The 21,843-nt window shown below is 35.2% G+C and carries 19 protein-coding genes; 14 read left to right on the top strand and 5 right to left on the bottom strand.

Translation table 11 applies throughout. The features are described from left to right. Nucleotides 1-198 precede the first annotated feature (198 nt). The 6 genes from gyrB (at nt 199) to EG344_RS03405 (ending at nt 8,803) form a co-directional block, all read left to right on the top strand. Nucleotides 199-2,133, top strand: a complete 1,935-nt coding sequence (gene gyrB / locus EG344_RS03430; RefSeq protein WP_123908299.1) for a DNA topoisomerase (ATP-hydrolyzing) subunit B — start codon at nt 199-201, stop codon at nt 2,131-2,133. Between the two features lie 80 nt (nt 2,134-2,213). Next, nucleotides 2,214-2,636, top strand: a complete 423-nt coding sequence (locus tag EG344_RS03425; protein WP_123908297.1) for a DUF5684 domain-containing protein — start codon at nt 2,214-2,216, stop codon at nt 2,634-2,636. Between the two features lie 514 nt (nt 2,637-3,150). Then, a complete protein-coding gene (locus tag EG344_RS03420) occupies nt 3,151-5,043 on the top strand; it encodes a DUF3857 domain-containing transglutaminase family protein (RefSeq protein ID WP_123908295.1) in 1,893 nt (630 codons plus the stop codon). 3 nt (nt 5,044-5,046) lie between these two features. Further along, nucleotides 5,047-6,978: a transglutaminase-like domain-containing protein gene (locus tag EG344_RS03415; protein ID WP_123908294.1), complete on the top strand. Its 1,932-nt coding sequence runs from the start codon at nt 5,047-5,049 to the stop codon at nt 6,976-6,978. A gap of 101 nt (nt 6,979-7,079) precedes the next feature. Then, complete coding sequence (locus tag EG344_RS03410; protein WP_123908292.1) at nt 7,080-7,907, top strand: RsiV family protein; 828 nt, start codon at nt 7,080-7,082, stop codon at nt 7,905-7,907. A gap of 44 nt (nt 7,908-7,951) precedes the next feature. Beyond that, nucleotides 7,952-8,803: a diacylglycerol/lipid kinase family protein gene (locus EG344_RS03405; RefSeq protein ID WP_123908290.1), complete on the top strand. Its 852-nt coding sequence runs from the start codon at nt 7,952-7,954 to the stop codon at nt 8,801-8,803. Between the two features lie 8 nt (nt 8,804-8,811). On the opposite strand, the gene EG344_RS03400 is transcribed toward EG344_RS03405, so the two are convergent. From EG344_RS03400 to ggt, 3 genes are all read right to left on the bottom strand, one after another. Beyond that, on the bottom strand, nt 8,812-9,315 hold the full coding sequence (locus EG344_RS03400; RefSeq protein ID WP_123908288.1) for a hypothetical protein: 504 nt from the start codon (nt 9,313-9,315) through the stop codon (nt 8,812-8,814). 5 nt (nt 9,316-9,320) lie between these two features. Continuing rightward, nucleotides 9,321-10,601: a dicarboxylate/amino acid:cation symporter gene (locus tag EG344_RS03395; RefSeq protein WP_123908286.1), complete on the bottom strand. Its 1,281-nt coding sequence runs from the start codon at nt 10,599-10,601 to the stop codon at nt 9,321-9,323. Nucleotides 10,602-10,787: 186 nt separating this feature from the next. Beyond that, a complete protein-coding gene (gene ggt, locus EG344_RS03390; RefSeq protein WP_123908284.1) occupies nt 10,788-12,476 on the bottom strand; it encodes a gamma-glutamyltransferase in 1,689 nt (562 codons plus the stop codon). Between the two features lie 315 nt (nt 12,477-12,791). Between ggt and EG344_RS03385 the strand changes: the two genes are divergently transcribed. Both EG344_RS03385 and EG344_RS03380 read left to right on the top strand, forming a co-directional pair. Further along, the gene (locus EG344_RS03385) at nt 12,792-13,757 is read left to right on the top strand and encodes an NAD-dependent epimerase/dehydratase family protein (protein WP_123908283.1); all 966 of its coding nucleotides are present in this window, start codon (nt 12,792-12,794) and stop codon (nt 13,755-13,757) included. 84 nt (nt 13,758-13,841) lie between these two features. Beyond that, the gene (locus EG344_RS03380; protein ID WP_123908282.1) at nt 13,842-14,594 is read left to right on the top strand and encodes a polysaccharide deacetylase family protein; all 753 of its coding nucleotides are present in this window, start codon (nt 13,842-13,844) and stop codon (nt 14,592-14,594) included. A gap of 118 nt (nt 14,595-14,712) precedes the next feature. On the opposite strand, the gene EG344_RS03375 is transcribed toward EG344_RS03380, so the two are convergent. Continuing rightward, nucleotides 14,713-15,918 carry a metallophosphoesterase gene (locus tag EG344_RS03375; protein WP_123908281.1) on the bottom strand — a complete coding sequence of 402 codons (1,206 nt, stop codon included), beginning with the start codon at nt 15,916-15,918 and terminating at the stop codon, nt 14,713-14,715. 70 nt (nt 15,919-15,988) lie between these two features. Beyond that, the gene (locus tag EG344_RS03370) at nt 15,989-17,056 is read right to left on the bottom strand and encodes a 3-oxoacyl-ACP synthase III family protein (RefSeq protein ID WP_123908280.1); all 1,068 of its coding nucleotides are present in this window, start codon (nt 17,054-17,056) and stop codon (nt 15,989-15,991) included. A 101-nt stretch (nt 17,057-17,157) separates the two neighbouring features. On the opposite strand from EG344_RS03370, the gene EG344_RS03365 reads away from it, so the two are divergent. From EG344_RS03365 to rny, 6 genes are all read left to right on the top strand, one after another. Next, on the top strand, nt 17,158-17,727 hold the full coding sequence (locus EG344_RS03365; protein ID WP_123908279.1) for a hypothetical protein: 570 nt from the start codon (nt 17,158-17,160) through the stop codon (nt 17,725-17,727). Between the two features lie 72 nt (nt 17,728-17,799). Beyond that, nucleotides 17,800-18,462, top strand: a complete 663-nt coding sequence (gene ubiE, locus EG344_RS03360) for a bifunctional demethylmenaquinone methyltransferase/2-methoxy-6-polyprenyl-1,4-benzoquinol methylase UbiE (protein ID WP_250253397.1) — start codon at nt 17,800-17,802, stop codon at nt 18,460-18,462. Between the two features lie 3 nt (nt 18,463-18,465). Then, nucleotides 18,466-19,251: a porin family protein gene (locus EG344_RS03355; RefSeq protein ID WP_123908277.1), complete on the top strand. Its 786-nt coding sequence runs from the start codon at nt 18,466-18,468 to the stop codon at nt 19,249-19,251. Between the two features lie 139 nt (nt 19,252-19,390). Further along, nucleotides 19,391-19,693 carry a hypothetical protein gene (locus EG344_RS03350; RefSeq protein WP_068942564.1) on the top strand — a complete coding sequence of 101 codons (303 nt, stop codon included), beginning with the start codon at nt 19,391-19,393 and terminating at the stop codon, nt 19,691-19,693. Next, nucleotides 19,693-19,980, top strand: coding sequence for a cell division protein ZapA (locus EG344_RS03345; RefSeq protein ID WP_089733225.1), 288 nt, complete (start codon nt 19,693-19,695; stop codon nt 19,978-19,980). The genes EG344_RS03350 and EG344_RS03345 overlap by 1 nt, the downstream gene beginning before the upstream one ends. Nucleotides 19,981-20,211: 231 nt before the next feature. Further along, nucleotides 20,212-21,777 (top strand): ribonuclease Y, encoded by a 1,566-nt coding sequence (gene rny / locus EG344_RS03340; protein WP_185145585.1) that lies wholly within the window; start codon nt 20,212-20,214, stop codon nt 21,775-21,777. Nucleotides 21,778-21,843 lie beyond the last annotated feature (66 nt).

The following is a 21,843-nucleotide window of genomic DNA, read 5'->3' as shown; positions in this document are numbered from 1 at the left end:
TTATTGATGTTGAGTATGATTTAAAACAGTTGATATTTCAGTAATACATTTTAATTTTGAATCTTTTATTGGCTAGCCATTCCTTATGTTTTCGCTAAGAAAACTCTACATTTTTTTGACACTTTTTAACTTTCATACCTCGAAAAAAATCACGATATTTGTAAGTCTTTGCATATAGCAAGATTTTTAATATTTAATATGAGTCAAAAACAATATACAGCTAGTAGTATTCAGGCATTGGAAGGAATGGAGCACGTACGTATGCGTCCTTCAATGTACATTGGTGATGTGGGATTAAGAGGTCTCCATCATTTGGTTTATGAAGTAGTAGATAACTCTATCGACGAAGCATTGGCAGGATTCTGCGACACGATCTTTGTTGCCATTAAAGAAGGTAACGGGATCGAAGTGAGCGATAACGGTAGAGGTATTCCGGTTGACTTCCACGAAAAAGAACAAAAATCTGCTCTTGAGGTTGTAATGACAAAAATTGGAGCCGGAGGTAAGTTTGATAAAGACTCTTACAAGGTTTCAGGAGGTCTTCACGGGGTTGGAGTATCGTGTGTGAATGCACTTTCCAACGAGATGATCACTACGGTTTACAGAGATGGAAACGTTTATCAACAGATCTATTCCAAAGGAAAAGCACAAACAGGTGTTGAAGAAATTGGAAATAGTGACAAAAGAGGAACAAAACAGTTTTTCCAGCCGGATGATACTATTTTTACAGAATTAGTTTATAATTATGATACTTTAGCAAGCCGCTTAAGAGAACTTTCTTACCTTAACAAGGGAATTACGATTACCCTTACCGATGAAAGAGAGAAATTAGAAGACGGTTTTTTCAGATCAGAAATTTTCCATTCTGAAGGAGGATTAAAGGAATTTGTTGCTTATATCGATGGAAATCGTGAATCTATTATGGAACATGTGATTTTCATGGAAGGAGAAAGAGATAATATTCCTGTAGAAGTAGCAATGCGTTACAATACTTCCTTCAATGAGAACCTTCACTCATATGTAAATAACATCAACACTCATGAAGGAGGAACTCACTTAGCAGGTTTCAGACGTGCTTTAACGAGAACCCTTAAGAAATATGCTGATGATTTGGGGATCCCACAAAAAGAAAAAGTAGAAATTACAGGGGATGACTTCCGTGAGGGGTTAACGGCTGTAATTTCTGTAAAAGTAATGGAACCTCAGTTTGAAGGACAAACGAAAACAAAACTAGGAAACTCTGAAGTTTCCGGAGCTGTAGATAAAATTGTAGGGGAAATGTTAACGAATTTCCTTGAAGAAAACCCTAATGAAGCAAAACAGATCGTTCAGAAAGTTGTTTTGGCTGCAAAAGCAAGACAGGCTGCTAAGAAAGCTCGTGAAATGGTTCAGAGAAAATCTCCAATGGGAGGTTCAGGGCTTCCTGGGAAACTATCTGACTGTTCTTCCAAAGACCCGGCAGAATCTGAAATTTTCCTTGTAGAGGGAGATTCCGCAGGTGGAACAGCTAAACAAGGACGTGACAGACACTTCCAGGCTATTCTTCCATTAAGAGGTAAAATTTTGAACGTAGAAAAATCTATGCTTCATAAAGTATATGATAACGAAGAGATCAGAAACATCTATACTGCTCTTGGAGTTTCTGTAGGGACAGAAGAAGATAGCAAGGCATTGAATATGGCTAAGTTAAGATACCATAAAATTGTTATCATGACCGATGCTGATATTGATGGATCTCACATTTCTACCTTGATTCTTACTTTCTTCTTCAGATATATGAAGGAGCTTATTGAGAACGGGTATATTTATATTGCTCAACCTCCTTTGTATTTATTGAAAAGAGGGAACAAAAAAATATACGCTTACAACGAGAAAGAGCGTGAAGAGTTTACTTTAGAAATGTCTCCGGATGGGAAAGGTGTTGAGGTACAGCGTTATAAAGGTCTTGGAGAAATGAACCCTGAGCAGCTTTGGGAGACAACTCTTAATCCTGAACACAGAATTCTGAAACAAGTAACGATTGATAATGCAGTAGAGGCTGATAGTGTTTTCTCAATGTTGATGGGAGATGAGGTTCCGCCAAGAAGAGAGTTTATCGAGAAAAATGCAAAATATGCAAAAATTGATGCATAAACGTTTTTAAAATATCAAAAAAAGCTTCTAATTATTTAGAAGCTTTTTTTATATTTGGATAAACCAAAAAAAATAATAATATGTTAACTCTTTTACAAACAGACTCCTACAATGGAGTAGACGCGGTTTCTGGTGCAGCTGGTGCAGGATTAGGGATTGGATCAATGTTCATGAGCTTACTAATATATCTGTTTTACGGATATTGTATGTTCAAAATCTTTAAAAAAGCAGGTAGAGAAGATGCCTGGGCAGCTTTTGTTCCTATCTATAATGCGGTTGTGATGTTGGATATTGTGAAAAAGCCAATATGGTGGATCATCTTATTCCTAATTCCATTTGTAAATCTTTATGCTGCTTGGGTAGTCAATGACAGATTGGCGAAAGGTTTTGGAAAAGAAACTCCGATTTACACAATCTTGCTGTTTTTCTTTGGGTTTATTTTTATTCCGGTTCTGGGCCTTGGAAGTGATACCTATGACAGTAAAAGAATTCCGAATGATTAAAAAATAAATAGAAAATTTAAAGACTTCAGAAATGGAGTCTTTTTTTATTGGATATTATAATGTTTTGTAGTATTTAATGTTTTGTAGTATTTATTGTACTCTTCTGTATAATTAATTCTATAATCATTGAATTATAACAATTGAAAATTATTTTAAATTTGAAACCGCAGACAATATGAAACTTACCGTTTCATATTAAAATATTTTTAATTTTAAATGATTCAAAAGACCTATACATTCAAACCGTCATTTTTGCTTGTATATAAAGAACCTTTGATTATTTACAACCTTATTTAAGGTAAATTTAGGATAATGCTTTTTTAAGTATTAGTTGAGGCTTCACGATGTGGAGCCTTTATTATTTCATTAAATTGGGAGATTTTAATAATTTAAAATTTTGAAAATCAATATATTGTAGTTATTGTTTGGGGTATTTAATTTTACAATGTTATTTTTTTTTAGTTTTCTTTAACAATTATCACTATTTTATTATTTTTGTCCAATTATAATAACCATGATGAAAATATTATTTCTTGGGGCATTGTCTACAGCCTCAATGTACCTTGCCCAAATCTATCCGGCTTCTACAATTCCAGAAAACTTAAGGAAAAATGCTAATGCTGTTATCAGAAAAGATTTTACAACAGTTCAGATCAATAAGATTGATGAAATAAAATACCTATACAAAACAGTTACTACTGTTTTAAATAAAGATGGTGATGAAAAAGCTATAGCCTATATTCCTTACGATAAATCAAGAAGTATTTCTGATATAAAGGTTACCATTTATGATGAATTCGGAAAGAAAATAAAAAGTTATTCTAAATCTGACTTTAGTGACTTTGCTAATAATAAGCAAGGCGTATTTTATTCTGATAATAGGGTAATGGTGCTTACATATACGGCTGTTCAATATCCTTATACTATTGATTTTTCATATCAGTCCCAAGATAAAAACACTATTTTTATCCCCGATTTTGTGCCATTTTATTCTACTAATACTTCTTTGGAAGAGGCAGAAATAAAAATTATAAATACTTCAGGAATTGATCTTCGAACCAAGATTTATCCATCAAAATATAATTATACTTCAGTAACTGAAGTAGGAAATGGAAACGAAAAAACATATTCTTATAAAAACGTTCCGGCAATAGATGAAGCTTCAATGATTCCGGAACCCATTAAGATATTACCTAAAGTAAGTTTTGCTCTCACAAAGTTCAACCTGGCAGGAAAACAAGGAACTTTAAATAACTGGGCAGATTTCGGAACTTGGTATTATAACAATCTTATTGAACCTGCAGCATTATCTACTCCTGATATTAAGGCCGAAGTTGCGGCCTTACGGCTTCATGGTTCTGTAGAAGAGAAAGTAAAGAAGATCTATCAGTATATGCAGACCAAAACCAGATATATATATGTAGGGCTGGGAATTGGCGGCTGGCTTCCTATGATGCCGGATGAGGTTCATAAAAAAGGATATGGAGACTGTAAAGGTCTTACCAATTATATGAAAACGCTTTTAAATGAAGCAGGCATTCCTTCTTATTATTGCGTCATCAATTCAGGCCTTTCTCAGGTTTCTTTTGACCAGGATTTTCCTAAAATGGGTGGAAATCATGCTATTCTCATGGTGCCTACAGAAAATGGAAACATTTGGCTTGAAAATACTTCACAACAGACCGCTTTTAATCATCTGGGATATAGCACGACAGACAGGAATGTACTTTCTGTAAAGAAAAACGGAATAGAATTGATTAATACTCCGGTATATACAGCAGATCAGAATAAAGAAAAACAAAAACTGAAAATAAAGATAGGAGAAGATAACAGTATTACTGGCGAAGGAAACTTTTTCTACACAGGAAATCAATATGATTACAATCTGGGATTTGTAAATCTTAGCCCAAAAGAAAGGAATGATGCCTTTAAAAAAAGATTTGATGTATTAAACTTTGAAAGAGTTGAAATGAAAAACTTTATCAATAATAAAGATAAGGCTATTATTACCTACGACATAGATTTTAAAACCCATAATTACTGTAAGAATGCAGGACGCAGTCTTATCTTCAGAGCTGTCCCGATTTTCTCTGATAATATTTATAAGACAGATGAGAACCGTGAACTTCCTTTTGAAATCAGACAATCATTTGAAGATGAATATGAAATCAGTTTTATAATTCCTAAGGGTTATAAAACCGATGAAACTCCTAATGATATCAGTATTAATTCAGAATTTGGTCATTATAAACTTAGCTTTGTGAAAAGTGGGGAAGAGATAAAGGTGAGCAGAAAGATTCAGGTTAATAAAGGAACGTATCCTAAGGATAAATACAATGATTATGTAGGATTCAGAAAAAAAATACTCAACATGGATAACTCAAAAATTTTAATCACAAAAATATAAAAGATGAAAAAAATAGTATTAATACTGATGTGTTCAGCTAATGTCATGATCGTAAAAGCCCAGAAACATGAGTTTTTGAATCCACCTAAATTCTCTGATGCAGACCTTTCCAAGACAAAATCATTACTAGATGAAAGTGCTCCGGCGGAGATTCTATATAAATCTGTGCATTTTATGATTGATCACACAACAGGAGATTTGCATAAAAAATATTTTTACAGAATCAAAATTTATGATAAAGATAAAGCTGAAGACTGGCTGAATCTGGAAGTGCCAATTTATCAGTACGGAAATAACAAAGAAAGCTTAGGAAAGTTCAAAGCTTTTACCTATAATCTTGAAAATGGAACTACAGTTCCTGTAAAAGTTGAGAAAAGTTCCCAGTATAAGAGCAAGGAAAGTAAGTATGTAAGTGTAACAAAATTTGCCTTTCCTAATGTGAAAAATGGTTCTGTACTGGAGTATCAGTATGACATTGTATCCCCATTTTTATTCAATATTCCAGAGTTTTTAATTGAATCGGATACACCCTCTCTTTACACAGAATATGTTTTAGATACTCCTATCCATATCTCTTATAATATTAACTATACTGGAAATCTGGGACCTAAACACAGAATAGTGGAAGAGAAGAGTATTTACGGTACTCAATACAAAACATATAGATTCGGGTTTGAAAATGTAAAAGGTTTCAAAGCCGAAAAATTTGTGAGAAACGATAGAAACTATAGAACAAAAGTAAGTGCAGAGCTTCATTCTACCAATTTTAAGGAAGTAAAGCTTTATTCATCCTCATGGGATCAGATTGGTAAAACCCTTTATGAAAGTGAAGATTTTGGTGAAGAGTTAAAGAAGACAAGATTGGCTAAAGATAATATGCCGACAGATGTGCTGCAGATGAAAACCGATCTTGAAAAAGCTAATGCTTTATTTTCTTATGTTCAAAAAACATTTACCTGGAATAAAGACAAAGGAGTTTATACAGATAATGGCATCAAAAAAATGCTAGATACCAAGGTTGGTAATGCTGCAGAAATTAATCTGTTCCTGGTAATGCTTCTTCGCGAAGCTGGTATTAAAGCAGATCCGATGGTGATTTCCACTGTAGACAATGGACTGATCAATCTGTCTTCACCCAATATCTCTAATATGAATTTTGTTTTGGCATCAGTAAGTATAAATGGGATTTATCATATTTATGATGCTACTTCTAAGCAATCTTCTATTGACGAATTACCTTTAAGAGACTGGAATCAGTATGCTGTTTTATTAAACAAAACTAAAACAGTGCAGATTCAGATGGTAAACATGAAGCAAAGTAGCACACTCCTGACAGTTGATGCTAAGCTTAGTGATGACGGAAGTATTTCCGGATCTTATTCTGATAAAGATACTGGATCTTTTGCCATGTATGTAAAAGATAATTACGATGAAAACCCGGAAAAATATAAGAAGCAGTATAAAGATAATTTCTCCATAGATTTTACTGGAATTGATTCTAAAATACTTAATAATGGCGAATTTGAAAGCACAATGAAGTTTTCTTCATCCAATTTAATAGACAGGGTAGGAAAGAAGTTGATCATTAATCCAATGTTATTTTTAAGCAAAACATCTAATGAATTCGATCAGGTAGATACTAGAAAATATCCTATTGATTTTGGCGGACCTACTACAAAAGTAAAAAAAGTAATACTGGAAATTCCAGAAGGATATATTATTGAAGAAATGCCCAAAAATAAAAAAATAGTTACTCAGGATAAAGAGATCGCATACAGTTATATTATTGAACAAAAAGGAAATAGGTTAGAAGTAACTACTACTACAAAAGTTTCCAGTGCTAATTATCCTAAAGAATACTATCCTGCGTTCAAACAAATTTGGGAAGTGGCTTCCAAACAGGAAAATCAGGTTATCAGCTTAGTAAAGAAATAATTATGGGTTGTTTGTAACCTTAATTTTATTTTTTTAAATAAATTTTCTAAAACCATTCATCTTTTGAATGGTTTTTGTATTGAATACCCAAAATTAAAATTATGAAAAATACGATTTCCGTTCTTGCACTTTCTTCATTCTTTGTTTTTACTGCCTGTAAGAAAAATGAAGTAACAGCAACGTCAATGGAGAAAACGGAAAATAAAAAATCCGAAGAATTTGCAGTAGATTCAGTAGTAATAAAAGATTCTACAAAAATTACAGATTCGTTAAAACTTACGTATACATCCAAATTGTTAGTATTTCCTACTATAAAAGATAAAGCGCTTTTAGACAGTATCTATTTCCAGAATGATAAAATAAAAGATTTTTCTAAAGCTGGACTTCAAGCTTATTTGGAGAATGAAAAAAATAATTATTTCAATTCTGTAAAAAAAGACAGTAAAGATTGGGCTTCAGACATTACTTATGCTCAGGACTGGTATTCAAGCTCTCATATGAATTTGGTATCTAACACCAATGGATATGTTCATATTCAATATACGGGAAGCGGATATGAAGGAGGAGCACATGATAATTACGGGTTCTCAGAAAGGGTTTTTGATCTTAAAAATAATAAGAAATTAGAATTAAAAGATATTACTTCCACTCCAAAAAGTAAGCTAGAAGCGATGCTCATGAAAAATATTGATAATATCAATAGTGGTACAATGGATGGAGACGGAAGCGTAAAGAATTCCGAAATGTTGTTGGTGGAAAAAATTCCGGCCTCAGATAACTTCTATTTTGATGATAAAAACCTGTATTTTCACTATAGTCCATATGAAATTGCGGCATTTGCAGCAGGAGATATTACAATTCCTATTTCATGGGAAGAGCTGAAGGGCACATTAAATGCAGAATTTAAAGAAAGAATGAAAATTAAATAACTTAATGCTTCCGGGTTCAGGAAGCATTTTCTATTTTTGTGGTAATGGAAAAAGTAGCTTTTATCATCAATCCTTTTTCGGCCAAAAAGAATTATCAGCCGTTTTTGAATGAACTTAAAAATAAGGTAGGTAGGCCTTTGTACTATGTCTCTGAATCTATTCCGGGAACAGACGAATTTATTAAAAAGCATTTTAATGAAGTCGATATTTTTGTAGCTATTGGAGGAGATGGAACCATTTCTACCGTAGCCAAGAACCTGATTTTTACAGACAAAATACTGGCAATTTTCCCGGCAGGTTCAGGAAACGGATTTTCCAATGAGACCCGTTTCAGTAAGAATCTGGATGAACTTTTGGAGAAAATAAAAGCTAAGCAATCCAGAAAAATTGATACATTTACGGTCAATGACAGGCTTTCCATCAATGTTTCAGGAACAGGTTTTGACGGGAAAGTGGTAAAAGAGTTTGAAAAGACAAGCCGTGGATTTAAAAACTATATCAAAGTTTCCCTGAAGACATTCTTCAATTATAGACCTATCAAAGTTACTTTTTTTGAGGAAGAATATAAGCAGTACAACGGCAGGTACCTGATGCTTAATGTTGCCAATACCCGCCAGTTTGGGAATAACGCCTATATTGCACCCCAAGCAAGCAAAAGCGATGGGTTGGTAGATATGGTTTTGGTAAAAAAGTTCCCTTTGACCTATTCCGCATTGTTCGCTTTCAGAATGTTTACGAAGAAATTAAAGGATGATGAATACGTAACTTATCTTCCTGTTTCAGAAATTTCATTTAAAGTAAATACCAAAAACTGGCACCTTGATGGTGAGTTTAATAAGATAGAATCACCCATTCATGTGAAAGTACAACCAGCAAGTTTGAATATTTTGGTGTAAAGTGTTATTTAGTTTGTTCCGTCAAAGCCGTAAATATCACCAAAATCTTTTTTACATTTTCTAAAGAATCTTTGAGGTAACCCATTTTTCAGGTTCACTCTTGTGATTGTATTTTTATCACAACTGGCATCTGTATTTTGAAAGATCAGAATTCCATTTTTTAATTTGGTAGGTAAATAGGTGGTTAAGGTCAAATAATAATTTCCAACATACTGATTCTTTTCATTAAAAATTAAAATTCTGTTTGTGGCTCTTTGAGATAGACCCCAAACCCATACAGAATTCATGATTTTAAAAATTTTCCCTTGATTTGTTTTTACAGCTCCCAAATAGGTTAAGCGTGTTTCCATGCCTCCTTTTTCATTCCATTTTCCAAAAACTAGTTCTTTTTCAATTAATTTTTTCTGGAAGACTTTTAATCGAATCTTATCATCATTAATCTGAGATTTTCCAAGAGCAGGAACTAATGTAAGTAAAGCAAATAAAATCTGAATTCTATATATTCTTCCCATACAAATCAATCCTCCAATTGTTTTTCAATTTCGTAGGGATTATCCAGGCAATATTGTAACTGCTCTTTGTCAAGTTGTTTCTCCCAATTTGCTACAACAACAGTGGCCACAGAATTCCCGATAACATTGGTTAATGCACGACATTCGCTCATAAACTTATCAATTCCGAGAATCAAAGTCATTCCGGCTATAGGGATTTCTGGAACAACGGCTAATGTTGCTGCCAATGTTACAAACCCTGCGCCAGTAACACCCGCAGCCCCTTTTGAGCTTAGCATGGCTACTAAAAGAAGCATCAGTTGTTTTTCAATAGGAAGATGAATATTGAGGGCCTGTGCTATAAATAAGGAAGCAAGAGTCATATAGATATTTGTTCCATCGAGATTGAAAGAATAACCCGTAGGAACTACAAGGCCTACTATAGTTCGTGAGCAGCCTGCCTTTTCCATTTTCTCCATGATTCCAGGAAGGGCAGATTCCGAAGAACTTGTCCCTAAAACCAAAAGAAGTTCTTCTTTTAGATAAAGTAATAGTTTGAAAATGTTAAAACCGTTATACCATGCCACTGCTCCTAACACTAAAACTACAAAAAGGAAAGAGGTAATATAGAATGTAGCCACCAGGAATATAAGATTCAGAACAGAATGTAGTCCATATTTTCCTATAGTAAATGCCATTGCCCCGAAAGCACCTACGGGTGCAAGTTTCATCAGAATATGGACGATTTTGAATATCGGAGCAGACAGAGCCTGAAGAAAATCGGTTACTTTTTGGCTTTTTTCCTTCGTTAAAACCAAGGCAACGCCTGTTAAAATAGCAATAAGAAGAACCTGAAGGATGTTTTCACCTACCAAAGGACTGAAAAGTGTTTCAGGGATAATGTTCATAATGAAACCCGTAAGTGTGGATTCATGAGCCTTCTGCTGATATTGTGATACATTTCCGGTAAGGGTTGCCGGATCAATATTTAAACCATGACCAGGCTGTAAAAGATTTCCAACCACAAGGCCAATGATAAGAGCTAGGGTAGAGAAGGTGAAGAAATAAATCATGGCTTTTATGGCAATTCTTCCTACTTTTTTGAGATCCGTCATATGGGCAATTCCCAGGGTGAGGGTAATGAAAATGACCGGAGCAATAATCATTTTTACCAATTTGATGAAGCCATCTCCTAAAGGTTTCATTTTTTCTCCCAGTTCAGGATAAAAGTTTCCAAGAAGAATACCTGCAGTGATGGCGATAATAACCTGAAAATAGAGCTGATTGTATATTTTTTTTGTTTTCAATGAACAGTCGTTTTGTTTTTTTAAGGGCGAAAATTAAGAAATTTCATCTTAAAAACTGACAAAAGTCATGAAAAATAATCTGTGGTTTCAGACTTGGGTGGTGCAAAAAAGACTTCGGCTTCATTCCCTGTAGTCCATCTGGTCTTTGGAATGAAGCCGAAGCTATATGAAGGGGTATGGTAATGTTTATTCTACTGCTACAGAGTCATCTCCACGTCCGTCTGCCACAGCATGGATGTTTCCGTTTTCATCAAGGACAATAACTTCCGTTTTTCCAATCTGTTTTACCTTTTCAAAGGTGTAATTTTTCTTTTTAAGTTCAGCAATAGTACTTTCAGGAAAATTATTTTCAACCTTTATCGTTTCCGGAAGCCACTGGTGGTGAAACTTAGGTGCATTCACTGAAATATTAGCATTTAATTTAAAATCAACCACATTGACAATAGATTGGTATACTGAAGTAGGAATAGTAGTTCCTCCCGGAGTTCCTACTACCATGTAAGGTTTTCCGTTTTTAAGCAGAATCGTAGGAGTCATGGAAGAAAGCATTCTTTTATTTGGCTGTATAGCATTTGCCTCACCACCTACAGCTCCAAACATATTTGGAACTCCTGGTTTAATAGAGAAATCATCCATTTCATTATTTAAGAAGAATCCGGCTCCGGAAACCAAAACTTTACTACCATAATAGCCGTTCAGCGTAGTGGTTACGGAGGCTGCATTTCCATCCTTATCAAGCACAGAAATGTGAGTGGTTTGTGTAGATTCTTTAGGTTGTTCTATGATTTTTCCAACTTCTGAACTTGGAGTGGCTTTATCAAAGCTAAAGCTTTTCCATCTGCCTTTTAAATATTCATCAGAAATAAGGTAAGAAGTTTTATCCTGGATAAAATCCGGATCACCCATATATTCTGCTCTGTCGGCAAAAGCTCTTCTTTCTGCTTCAGTCATAATTTGTACAGCCTGTGCTGAATTTTGCTGGTATTTTTCAAGGTTTTCAAAGCTGGCCATTCTCAGCATTTGAGCAAGAAGCAGCCCGCCACTGGAAGGTAAAGGCATGGAAACTACATTGTTTCCTTTATATTCAAACTCCAGGGCTTTTCTTTCAGCAACCTTATAATTTTTAAGATCTTCAAAAGTAATGATTCCGTTCCCTTTTTTCATTTCAGCAATCAGGAGATCGGCTGTTTTACCTTCATAGAATCCTTTTGCTCCGAGTTTTTGGATCAATTTCAGCGTTTCTGCAAGATCTTTCTGTACTAAAAGGTCGCCTGCTTTCCATGGAGCATCCTTTACAAAAATGATAGCAGATTTATTATGTTTCTTAAAATGTTCTCTATTGTTATTAAGCATATCAGCTTCCTGTTCCGTGATGGCAAATCCTTGTTCTGCCAGATCAATAGCGGGTTGAATGATCTTTTCCATCGGAAGTTTACAGTATTTCAGGGTAGCAAAGAACCCTGCCACACTTCCCGGAATACCTACTGCCAGACGTCCGTTTTGAGATAGGTCTGTGTTGGCTTTTCCATTTTTATCGAGATACATATCCCTGGAGGCTTTTTTAGGAGCCGTTTCTCTGTAATCCAAAGTGAATCTTTCACCATTATTTTTTACACCCACCAGAAATCCACCACCGCCAATGTTTCCTGCCTGAGGATATACTACAGCTAATGCATACTGAGTAGCTGTAATGGCATCATAAGCATTTCCTCCCATTCTCAGGATTTTTGCCCCCGCTTCACTAGCTAGTGGATGTGCAGATACCACTACACCTTTATTCTTAACCTTTACCTCTTTTACAATATTGATATCTGTAAATTGGGCCCAGCTAAGCTGACTGGCTAAAATAATCGAAGCTATTAAAATCTTCTTCATAATGATTGTTTTTCTTATAACAAAAATATGGAAATTACATTAATAACTTAGGGTTGGAGCCAGGAAAGTAAGATAGAGGGATGAAGAGGTTTTCTATGGGTCTTATAGCTTATATAAGTATGCTCAATAGAGAATACGTTTGATTTTCCATTGTTGTAAAGACTTTAATGGCTTCTCTCATCAAGGTTCCTGCTTTTCTCAGAATTTACCTTAAAAAAAAATCATGGCAATTGGGGAATGTATTTTAAATACACCTTTATTATTATGGTTGACATGTTTTTTTTACTTTTGTACAATTCTAAAAAAATCTAAAAAATGGAATCCTATACGGAAAGAATACTGATTACAGGTGCTCTGGGACAAATTGGCACCGAGCTTACCAATAGACTTGTTGAAATTCATGGAGCGGAAAATGTTGTCGCTTCAGGGCTGGACAGATGGCAGGAAGGAATTACCTCTGCGGGGCACTATGAAAGAATGGATGTTACCAATACTCAATTAGTGAGACAAGTTGTAAAGGATTACGACATCACTACAGTGTATCACCTTGCATCGCTTTTATCCGGTACTTCGGAAAAGCAGCCTATTTTCGCATGGAAATTAAATCTTGAACCACTTCTTCATTTTTGTGAAATGGCTAAAGAAGGGCTTCTTAAAAAGATCTTTTGGCCAAGTTCTATCGCGGTGTTTGGAAAAGGAATTCCAAAACATGATGTAGGACAGGAGGTAGTGCTGAACCCAACAACAGTGTATGGGATTTCTAAGATGGCAGGGGAGAAGTGGTGCGAATACTATTTCGACAAATATGGCGTGGATGTAAGAAGTATCAGGTATCCTGGGTTGATCTCCTGGAAGACTCCGGCAGGGGGGGGAACAACTGACTATGCTGTTGAAATTTTCTATAAAGCTATTGAAGATGGTAAGTATACAAGTTTCATTTCTGAAGACACAGGAATGCCAATGTTGTATATGGATGATGCCATCAACGCAACGCTGAAATTAATGGATGCGCCGAAGGAAAGTTTGACCGTTCGTTCGTCTTATAATTTAGGGGGAATGTCATTTACGCCAAAAGAACTGGCAGAAGAAATCAAGAAAGAAATTCCGGATTTCAGCATTGATTATAACCCTGATTTCAGACAGGCAATTGCAGATTCTTGGCCTGCTTCTATTGATGATTCTGTTGCTAAAAAAGACTGGGGATTAGCTTATGATTTTGGAATTTCTGAAATGACGAAAGACATGATTAAGAATCTAAGAGTAAAATTAGCAAAGAATTAATAATGTAAAGTAATACTTTAAATAATTAATCCTTTAACATTTGATTTTTAGCTTATTATAGTTTTTATCTAAAATTTAATTGAAATGATATTATTGACTTTTAACATTGCAAATATTGAAGCTGGAACAAAAAATGGCTCTCAGATTACCAGTGATGTAAGGTTGAAAATTACAGAAGAGAATACAAAAGCAATTCTCAGAATTTTAGATATTCATGATATAAAAGCAAGTTTTTTTATTGAGATTTCTCTTACTGAAAAACTGCAGAATCTTATAAAAGCAATTTCATCCAAAGGGCATGAAATTGCTTTTTATAATCAAGGTTCAAATCTTGAAGAAATTGAAAATGCCAAGAAGAATATTCAGGATCTTTTGGAAAAACAGATTAGAGGTATTCGTCAGAAAGATGTAAAAATTCCACAGGAGAATCTGAAGCTTTTGGAGTTTAATTATGTCTCCAATATCGATAATGCGAATATCCTTTTTCCGTTCAAACGCCTGAGAAGAGATACAGAAATTACAGAAGAAGATGGGCTGAGTATTGTGCCGGAAAGTATCTCTCCTTACAGCCAATTACCTTACAATGATTTTGTATTTCAGATGCTGCCAATGAAGTATTATGAGAACATGGTACTAGAGACATTGCAGAATGAAGAATTTGTGCTCATTTATCTTAATGCATGGCAGTTTACAGATTTCAAAAAACATCCCTTTGATATTCCTTTTTACCGAAGCTTATTTTCGGGCAAAAAAATGGAGGACAAATTAGATGCCCTCCTTACTTTTCTTAACGAGAGAGACATGGCTACTTCCCGTATGAAAGATTATATTTTTTAGGTTGCAGATGGTAGTTGTCAGATTGCAGGTATTGGAGAGTGCCCGTTTGTCATGATAGCCAATTTTTAATTCCTTAATTTCCAACCTTAAACCTTAAACCTTAAACCTTAAACCTTAACTAGCTTAGTTCAAAAAGTGTGATTTCTGGAAGAACACCAACTCTTCCCGGATATCCCAATACACCAAATCCTCTGTTTACATACAGTAATTTTCCTTCACTTTCATACAGATCCGCCCATTTTGGATAACGATATTGAACAGGGGACCATTTGATATTTTTAAGATCCAGCCCAAACTGCATTCCGTGAGTATGACCTGAAAGGGTCAGATGAATGTTTTCTGGGTGTTTTTTCACTACATAATCAAAGTGGGTAGGGTCATGGCTCATTAAGATCTTTGTAGCGGATTCTGGAACACCTTTTAAGGCATCGTCAATTTTTCCAAACTGAGGAAAAGGTTTCAGTCCCCAGTTTTCAACCCCCAGAATGTAGAGTTTCTCACTGTCTTTCTCGATGACTCTGTGTTCATTTCTAAGCATATCAAATCCTGCCTGCTTTTCATAATCAATCAAAGTGTCAAGGTTTTCTTTTTTAGCTGCAGGTGATTCCCAGGTTACATAATCACCATAATCGTGATTTCCTAACACTGCAAGCTTACCATCCTTAGCTTTAATCTGTGAAAACAAAGGAATAAAGGGTTTGAATTCATCTGCTACATTATTTACCATATCTCCGGTAAATAAAACAAGATCCGGTTTTTGCTCATTAATCAGGTCAACAGCGTGTTGCAGTTTACTTGGATCGGGAAAGCTTCCACTGTGAACATCAGAGATCTGAATGATTTTATATCCTTTAAAAGCCTTTGGTAGATTAGAGAACTTTACTTTCACTCTTCTTACCTTGTGACGGTATTTCCCGAATGTAATTCCGTCTATGAACAAGGCGGAAAGCACACCGCTCATTCCCAATCCTACAAGGCTCAGAAATTTACGCCTTTCCGGAAAAAAGTTTTCAGCCGGTTTTGCAAATCCTATCAGATAGCCTCCGAATCTAATGAGGTCATCAATTAATAAGAATAAAACAATAAATATTTTTGGAAGTATAAATACCAGAAATAGTGAGATCATGATCTGGGCTCTCAGTGTGCTGCGGTCTGATCTCTGGTAGTGGGTAACTTCATAAGCAAATATTCCATAAATAATTAAGGAGATTACCCAATAGCTGGTTCTTATCCAGAAATTGTCGGTCAGCGTTCTGACAGCCTGATAAATATAAACTTCCAGAAATAGGAAGATTCCGGCAATGATTAAAAAATTCTTTTGCATATTGTGATTCAAAAAAAGCACAAAAGAAGACTTCCTTTGTGCTTTTTTATATTTTTAATTAAAATTATTTTTAAGGAAATCTGTAAACGATAGCATTAATGTTCATTCCGGCACCTACCGAAGTCATTATAATGTTACCATTCTCTTTAAACGATTGACCTTCCATTTTTCCTTTAATTATTAAATCATACATAGTAGGAATGGTTGCCACAGATGTGTTTCCAAGGTTTTGGATCGTCATAGGAGAGATTGCGTGATCATATTCTTTCACATCATAAAGCCTGTGAAGTCTTTCAATCATAGCATAGTCCATTTTTGCATTAGCCTGGTGGATAAGAATTTTGTCGATATCTTCAATAGAAAGACCGGCATCGGTAATCGTATCTTTGATGGCTACAGGAACATTTTTAAGAGCGTATTCGTAGATTTTTCTACCTAACATTCTTACATACAAACGTTTTTGATCTACCTCCTTGTTGATGGAAGGTTGGTTTTCAAGGTAGTTTAATTCAGGGCCATTATCACAAATGGTATTGTGGGCGATGATTCCTACATTTTCTTCATCTGTAGCTTTTACTACTACTGCACCAGCACCATCAGCAAAGATCATTCTGTTTCTGTCATAAGGATCTGTTACACGGCTTAATGTTTCAGCTCCGATAATAAGGATGGTTTTGGCAACTTTAGCCTTAATCAGGTTGTCTGCTAAAATCATACCTTCCACCCATCCCGGACATCCGAAAATCATGTCATACGTTACGCATTTTCTGTTTTTAATTCCCAGTTTATTTTTCACTCTTGCTGCCATCGTTGGCATAAAGTCTGCGTATCCGTTCTCAGTAACTTCCCCGAAATTACTTGCGTAAATAATATAATCCAGTTCTTCGCCGTCAACTTTTGCATCCTCAAGGGCAATTTTTGCGGCTTCATAACCGATCTGTGAGTTGGAAAGATCATCCTCAATGAATCTCCTGTTTTCGATTTCTGTAATTTCTACAAACTTCGCAATGGTCTCTTCCACAGGCTTTTCAATCTTTACTCCGTCTTCAGTATAGAACTCGGAATTCATGAAGTAATCTCTACCAATAACTCTGTTCGGAATGTAAGATCCAGAGCCAATAATGATCGTATTCGGCATTCGTTTATATGATTTTTTTAAAGATGCAAAGTTAATAATTAATATTAATAACGGAGAATTAAAAATATTATTAAATTTGCAAAAATTGTACTTTACAATCTATGAAAAACAACCCATCCTTAAAAGGCTTACTTATTGCAGGTGTGGCGTTTATCGTTGCCTTTGGGATCTACTTCCTTTTTTTAGCCAAGAAGAATTATTATGTGGTAGATAATCCTACCCCGAATACGTATTACTTTAAAATCAATAATGGTTCTGAAGGAATTATATCAGCGGGGCAGTATGTGCATGTGGATTTGAATAAGGGAAAAAACTCTATTCAGGTTTTCGATCAGAATAAAAAAATGCTTTACGATTCTGCATTTGAAGTCAACAAACTTCGTGGTCTGCTCAATATTGCGCATCAGGATTACTACGTGAATGACCAGTACTACGGGTATAACCTTAAAAAAGATTCGTTATTAACGGCTCTTGACAAAACCGTTATTGACGGGAAGGACTACTACGGAGGAGCAAAGCGTTTCAATAAGCTTTACACAGAAGATTTTTATTACAATGTAGATGAAGACTATGACAAAGTGATCAAAAATGTCCAGCAAGTGGAATCAAGATCAAAAGTCTTCAGAAAGCAGGATTTCCTAAATTATTATAAAGAATATTATAAGTTTTAAGTTTTGACAAAAGATATCACTAAAGTTACTCCCTACAATTCTGAGGCTACTAAGAAAAGCCAGGTAGAGGATATGTTCGACAATATTGCGCCGAAGTATGACCTTTTGAACCGTGTTTTATCCATGAAAATTGATATTTTATGGAGAAATAAATTGGTAAAATGGATGAAAAATGATAACCCGCAAGAAGTGCTGGATGTGGCTACTGGAACGGGAGATCTGGCAATTACAATTGAAAAAGGAACCGGTTCAAAAGTAGTTGGTTTAGATTTATCACAACAAATGCTCAATGTTGGCGTTATTAAAATAAAAAAACTTAAATTAGACGGCAAAATTTCCATGCAAAAAGGAGATGCAGAAAATTTACCTTTCGAGGACAATAGATTTGATGCTGTTTCCGTTGCATTTGGAGTAAGGAATTTTGAGAACCTTACCAAAGGTTTGGCAGAGTTAAGAAGAGTAGTTAAAGATAACAAGAGTGTTTATATACTGGAGTTTTCAAAGGTTGAGGGTTTCATGGGACCATTGTATATGTTTTATTTCAAAAATATATTACCTGCAATAGGTAAGCTGGTTTCCAAAGATAATAGGGCGTATACATACCTTCCGGATTCTGTAAATGCTTTTCCTTTTGGGGAGAAGATGAAGCAAATTCTTTTAGATACGGGATTTAAGAAAGTTGAATATAAAAAATTAAGTTTGGGTATAGCCACAATTTATAAAGCAACAAAGTAACCTATGAATAAATTTCTATTAAAAGCACTGGTTTTAACCTCAGTAAATGTTGCCGTTTTTGCAAACGCGCAATTTAGAACCCGAAACAGAATGGACAAGTTGGAAGATTTCGACGAGCAGAAATTCAGTTGGGGTTTTTATTTGAACGGGAATAAGCTGGACTACCGAATCGTATTACATCCAACCTATGGGATGAAAGATAATCAGAATCTTGTTACCAGTACCAAAGAAAGTTACAGCTTCGGTGCCGGGCTTATTGCAAAATGGAGACTGAATGATTATCTGGATGTAAGAGTAGAGCCGGGGTTGCAGTTTGCACAAAGACAGCTGACTTTTAATACACAATCCAATGATGCGTATGCAGGTGGATCTGTAACGAATCCTCCTTTCACGCCGATCCCTTTACAGGAAAAAGATAAAGTAAGGGATATTAAATCTACATTGGTTGACATTCCGGTACTTTTGGAACTTCACGGAAGAAGATGGTATAACTCAAGACCTTATGTTGCAGCTGGGGTGAATTATGTAGTGAATCTACAGTCTAATTCCAGTTCTACAGATGACAACATGCAGCAGATCTTTAGATCTACCACTCACAACTTTGCGTGGTCTGCAGAAATGGGAATCCAGTTTTATTTCAACAAATTTAAACTGACCCCTGCCATTAGAGGAACATTCTTTATGAACAATGAAAAAGTAGCTGATAATGCTACCACACCTCCTTACTGGGCTTCTGCAGTCTCTACATTACAGACCAGAGCTGTAATGTTTGTACTGAAATTCGAATAAGAAATTATCATATTAAAAATATTCAGGAGATGCTTTTGCATCTCCTTTTTTGTTGGCAGATCAAAATATAGGACTATTTATTTTTGTTAGTGTTAATATTTTTTTATTTTTGCTTCTAGTTAGAATATACAAACCTGAAATGCTTCAAGATTTAGAAAACAATTTTTCAGAATTAGAGAGAAAAATTTTGGCTCTGCAAAAGAATTACAGAAATCTTACTGAAAAGTTATCAGAATTAAGTAGTGAGCATGAAGAGCTGAAGGTGAAATATGATGAGGAAAGAAGAAGAAATCAGGTATTAGCAGAAGAACAAAAAAATATAAAACTTTATTCAGCAATATCAGGAAATCCTGAACACAATAGGTTAATGAAAAACCATATCAACAGATTGGTAAAAGAAATTGATTTCTGTATTGCTCAGCTTCAAAACAGTGGACTATAATGGAGGTAAGGAGAATAACCGTAAACATTGCAGGAAGAGTGTATCCGCTGAACGTACCGGCAGCAGAAGAAGAAACGTTGCGTAAGGTAGGGAAGCAGATCGAGAATATGATTAAAGATTTTGAACAAAACTTCGATGTAAGAGATAAACAGGATGCTTTAGCGATGTGTGCCCTAAAACTGGGAACCAATGCGGAAGTAGTTTCTCTTAACTACGAAAAAAATATTAATTCAACCAACGAAAGATTAGAACAGATCAATCAATCGTTGAATGAAATCGGGAAATAGATTTTTTTTCCTGAACAAGCTGCCTACAATGATTCTAACACATTAAAGGTAAACTCAACGCTAAACAATTACCGAACAAATGTCCTCTGAATGGCGTGCCGGTCTTCCGGATTACAGACAGTGGAAATCAGTTCAAATCGTGTTGATTAGGAGTTTACTCTCAATCTCTGGATTATTGTGGGCTTTTTTATTTTTAAAGGATATGAATACAATTAAAACTCAATATACATTATGATAGAAGTTATAGTCGGTGTTGTTTGTTTAGTAATTGGTGCAGCAGTGGGAATGTTTTTCTCAAGAAGCTCTCTGAATACTAAGGCAAAATTTATTATAGATGATGCTAATAAAAACGCCGAAAACCTTATAGAAAAAGCTAACGTACAGGCTGAATCCATAAAGAAAGAAAAGAATCTTCAGGCTAAAGAAAAATTCCTTGAATTGAAATCACAGCACGATGCTGATATCCAGTCCCGCGAAAAGAAAATGCAGGAAGTTGAAAAAAGGACTAAAGACAAGGAACATAAGCTGAATGATGAGCTTAGTAAGACTGGAAAACTTGAAAAAGATTTAGACAGACAGATTGCAGATTACGCTAAGAAGAACGAGATTCTAGACAGAAAACAACAGGAATTAGATGTAGCTACCGCTAAAAAAGTAGAAATACTTGAAAAAATCTCTAATTATACTGCTGATGAAGCCAAAGCAGAATTGGTAGAAACCATGAAAGCTGAAGCTAAAACAAGAGCTCAGGCACACGTTCAGGGTATTATGGAGGAAGCTCAGATGAATGCTAAGAACGAAGCAAGAAAGATTGTTATCCAAACGATTCAGAGAATCGGAACAGAACAGGCTATCGAGAACTCAGTATCAGTATTCAATATTGAATCTGACGAGGTAAAAGGTAGAATCATTGGTAGAGAAGGTAGAAACATCCGTGCTTTAGAAGCGGTAACAGGAGTGGAGATCATTGTTGATGATACCCCTGAAGCAATTCTTCTTTCATGCTTCGATCCTGTAAGAAGAGAGATTGCAAGACTCTCACTTCACAGATTGGTTACCGATGGTAGAATTCACCCGGCAAGAATCGAAGAAGTTGTAGAAAAGACAAGAAAACAAATTGAAGAAGAGATCATTGAAGTAGGAAAGAGAACTATTATTGATTTAGGAATCCACGGATTACACCCTGAATTAATCAAGATTGTTGGTAGAATGAAATACCGTTCTTCTTACGGACAAAACTTATTACAGCACTCAAGAGAAGTGGCAAATATCGCTGCAACTATGGCTGCTGAATTAGGATTAAACGTTAAATTAGCTAAGAGAGCAGGTCTATTACACGATATTGGTAAAGTTCCTGAGCAAGAATCAGAATTACCACACGCTTTATTAGGAATGCAATGGGCTGAGAAATACGGTGAAAATCCAGAAGTAGTAAATGCTATTGGTGCTCACCACGACGAGATTGAGATGAAGTCTCTATTATCTCCAATCATTCAGGTAGCCGATGCGATCTCAGGAGCAAGACCGGGAGCAAGAAGACAAGTATTGGAATCTTATATCCAGAGACTAAAGGATCTTGAATCTGCAGCATTAAGCTTTGATGGCGTATCAAGCGCTTACGCAATTCAGGCAGGTAGAGAATTAAGAGTAATGGTAGAGAGTGGAAAAGTAAACGACGAAGTTGCTTCTCAACTTTCTTACGACATCTCTGAAAAGATCCAGAATGAACTTACTTACCCTGGACAGGTGAAAGTAACTGTAATCAGAGAAACAAGAGCCGTGAATATTGCAAGATAATAAGCGGAACAAGATATTTTATAAAAACCTTTCAAGAAATTGAAAGGTTTTTTTATTTTTATCAAA

The organism is Chryseobacterium sp. G0162 (assembly GCF_003815715.1).
Lineage (GTDB): Bacteria > Bacteroidota > Bacteroidia > Flavobacteriales > Weeksellaceae > Chryseobacterium.
The sequence above is the reverse complement of the archived record's forward strand: the minus strand, read 5'-3'. Positions and strand labels throughout refer to the sequence as shown.

Coding starts and splice junctions, on each gene's coding strand:
- gyrB (WP_123908299.1), top strand. CDS start 199: ATGAGTCAAAAACAATATACAGCTAGTAGTATTCAGGCATTGGAAGGA.
- EG344_RS03425 (WP_123908297.1), top strand. CDS start 2,214: ATGTTAACTCTTTTACAAACAGACTCCTACAATGGAGTAGACGCGGTT.
- EG344_RS03420 (WP_123908295.1), top strand. CDS start 3,151: ATGATGAAAATATTATTTCTTGGGGCATTGTCTACAGCCTCAATGTAC.
- EG344_RS03415 (WP_123908294.1), top strand. CDS start 5,047: ATGAAAAAAATAGTATTAATACTGATGTGTTCAGCTAATGTCATGATC.
- EG344_RS03410 (WP_123908292.1), top strand. CDS start 7,080: ATGAAAAATACGATTTCCGTTCTTGCACTTTCTTCATTCTTTGTTTTT.
- EG344_RS03405 (WP_123908290.1), top strand. CDS start 7,952: ATGGAAAAAGTAGCTTTTATCATCAATCCTTTTTCGGCCAAAAAGAAT.
- EG344_RS03400 (WP_123908288.1), bottom strand. CDS start 9,315: ATGGGAAGAATATATAGAATTCAGATTTTATTTGCTTTACTTACATTA.
- ggt (WP_123908284.1), bottom strand. CDS start 12,476: ATGAAGAAGATTTTAATAGCTTCGATTATTTTAGCCAGTCAGCTTAGC.
- EG344_RS03385 (WP_123908283.1), top strand. CDS start 12,792: ATGGAATCCTATACGGAAAGAATACTGATTACAGGTGCTCTGGGACAA.
- EG344_RS03380 (WP_123908282.1), top strand. CDS start 13,842: ATGATATTATTGACTTTTAACATTGCAAATATTGAAGCTGGAACAAAA.
- EG344_RS03375 (WP_123908281.1), bottom strand. CDS start 15,918: ATGCAAAAGAATTTTTTAATCATTGCCGGAATCTTCCTATTTCTGGAA.
- EG344_RS03370 (WP_123908280.1), bottom strand. CDS start 17,056: ATGCCGAATACGATCATTATTGGCTCTGGATCTTACATTCCGAACAGA.
- EG344_RS03365 (WP_123908279.1), top strand. CDS start 17,158: ATGAAAAACAACCCATCCTTAAAAGGCTTACTTATTGCAGGTGTGGCG.
- ubiE (WP_250253397.1), top strand. CDS start 17,800: ATGTTCGACAATATTGCGCCGAAGTATGACCTTTTGAACCGTGTTTTA.
- EG344_RS03355 (WP_123908277.1), top strand. CDS start 18,466: ATGAATAAATTTCTATTAAAAGCACTGGTTTTAACCTCAGTAAATGTT.
- EG344_RS03350 (WP_068942564.1), top strand. CDS start 19,391: ATGCTTCAAGATTTAGAAAACAATTTTTCAGAATTAGAGAGAAAAATT.
- EG344_RS03345 (WP_089733225.1), top strand. CDS start 19,693: ATGGAGGTAAGGAGAATAACCGTAAACATTGCAGGAAGAGTGTATCCG.
- rny (WP_185145585.1), top strand. CDS start 20,212: ATGATAGAAGTTATAGTCGGTGTTGTTTGTTTAGTAATTGGTGCAGCA.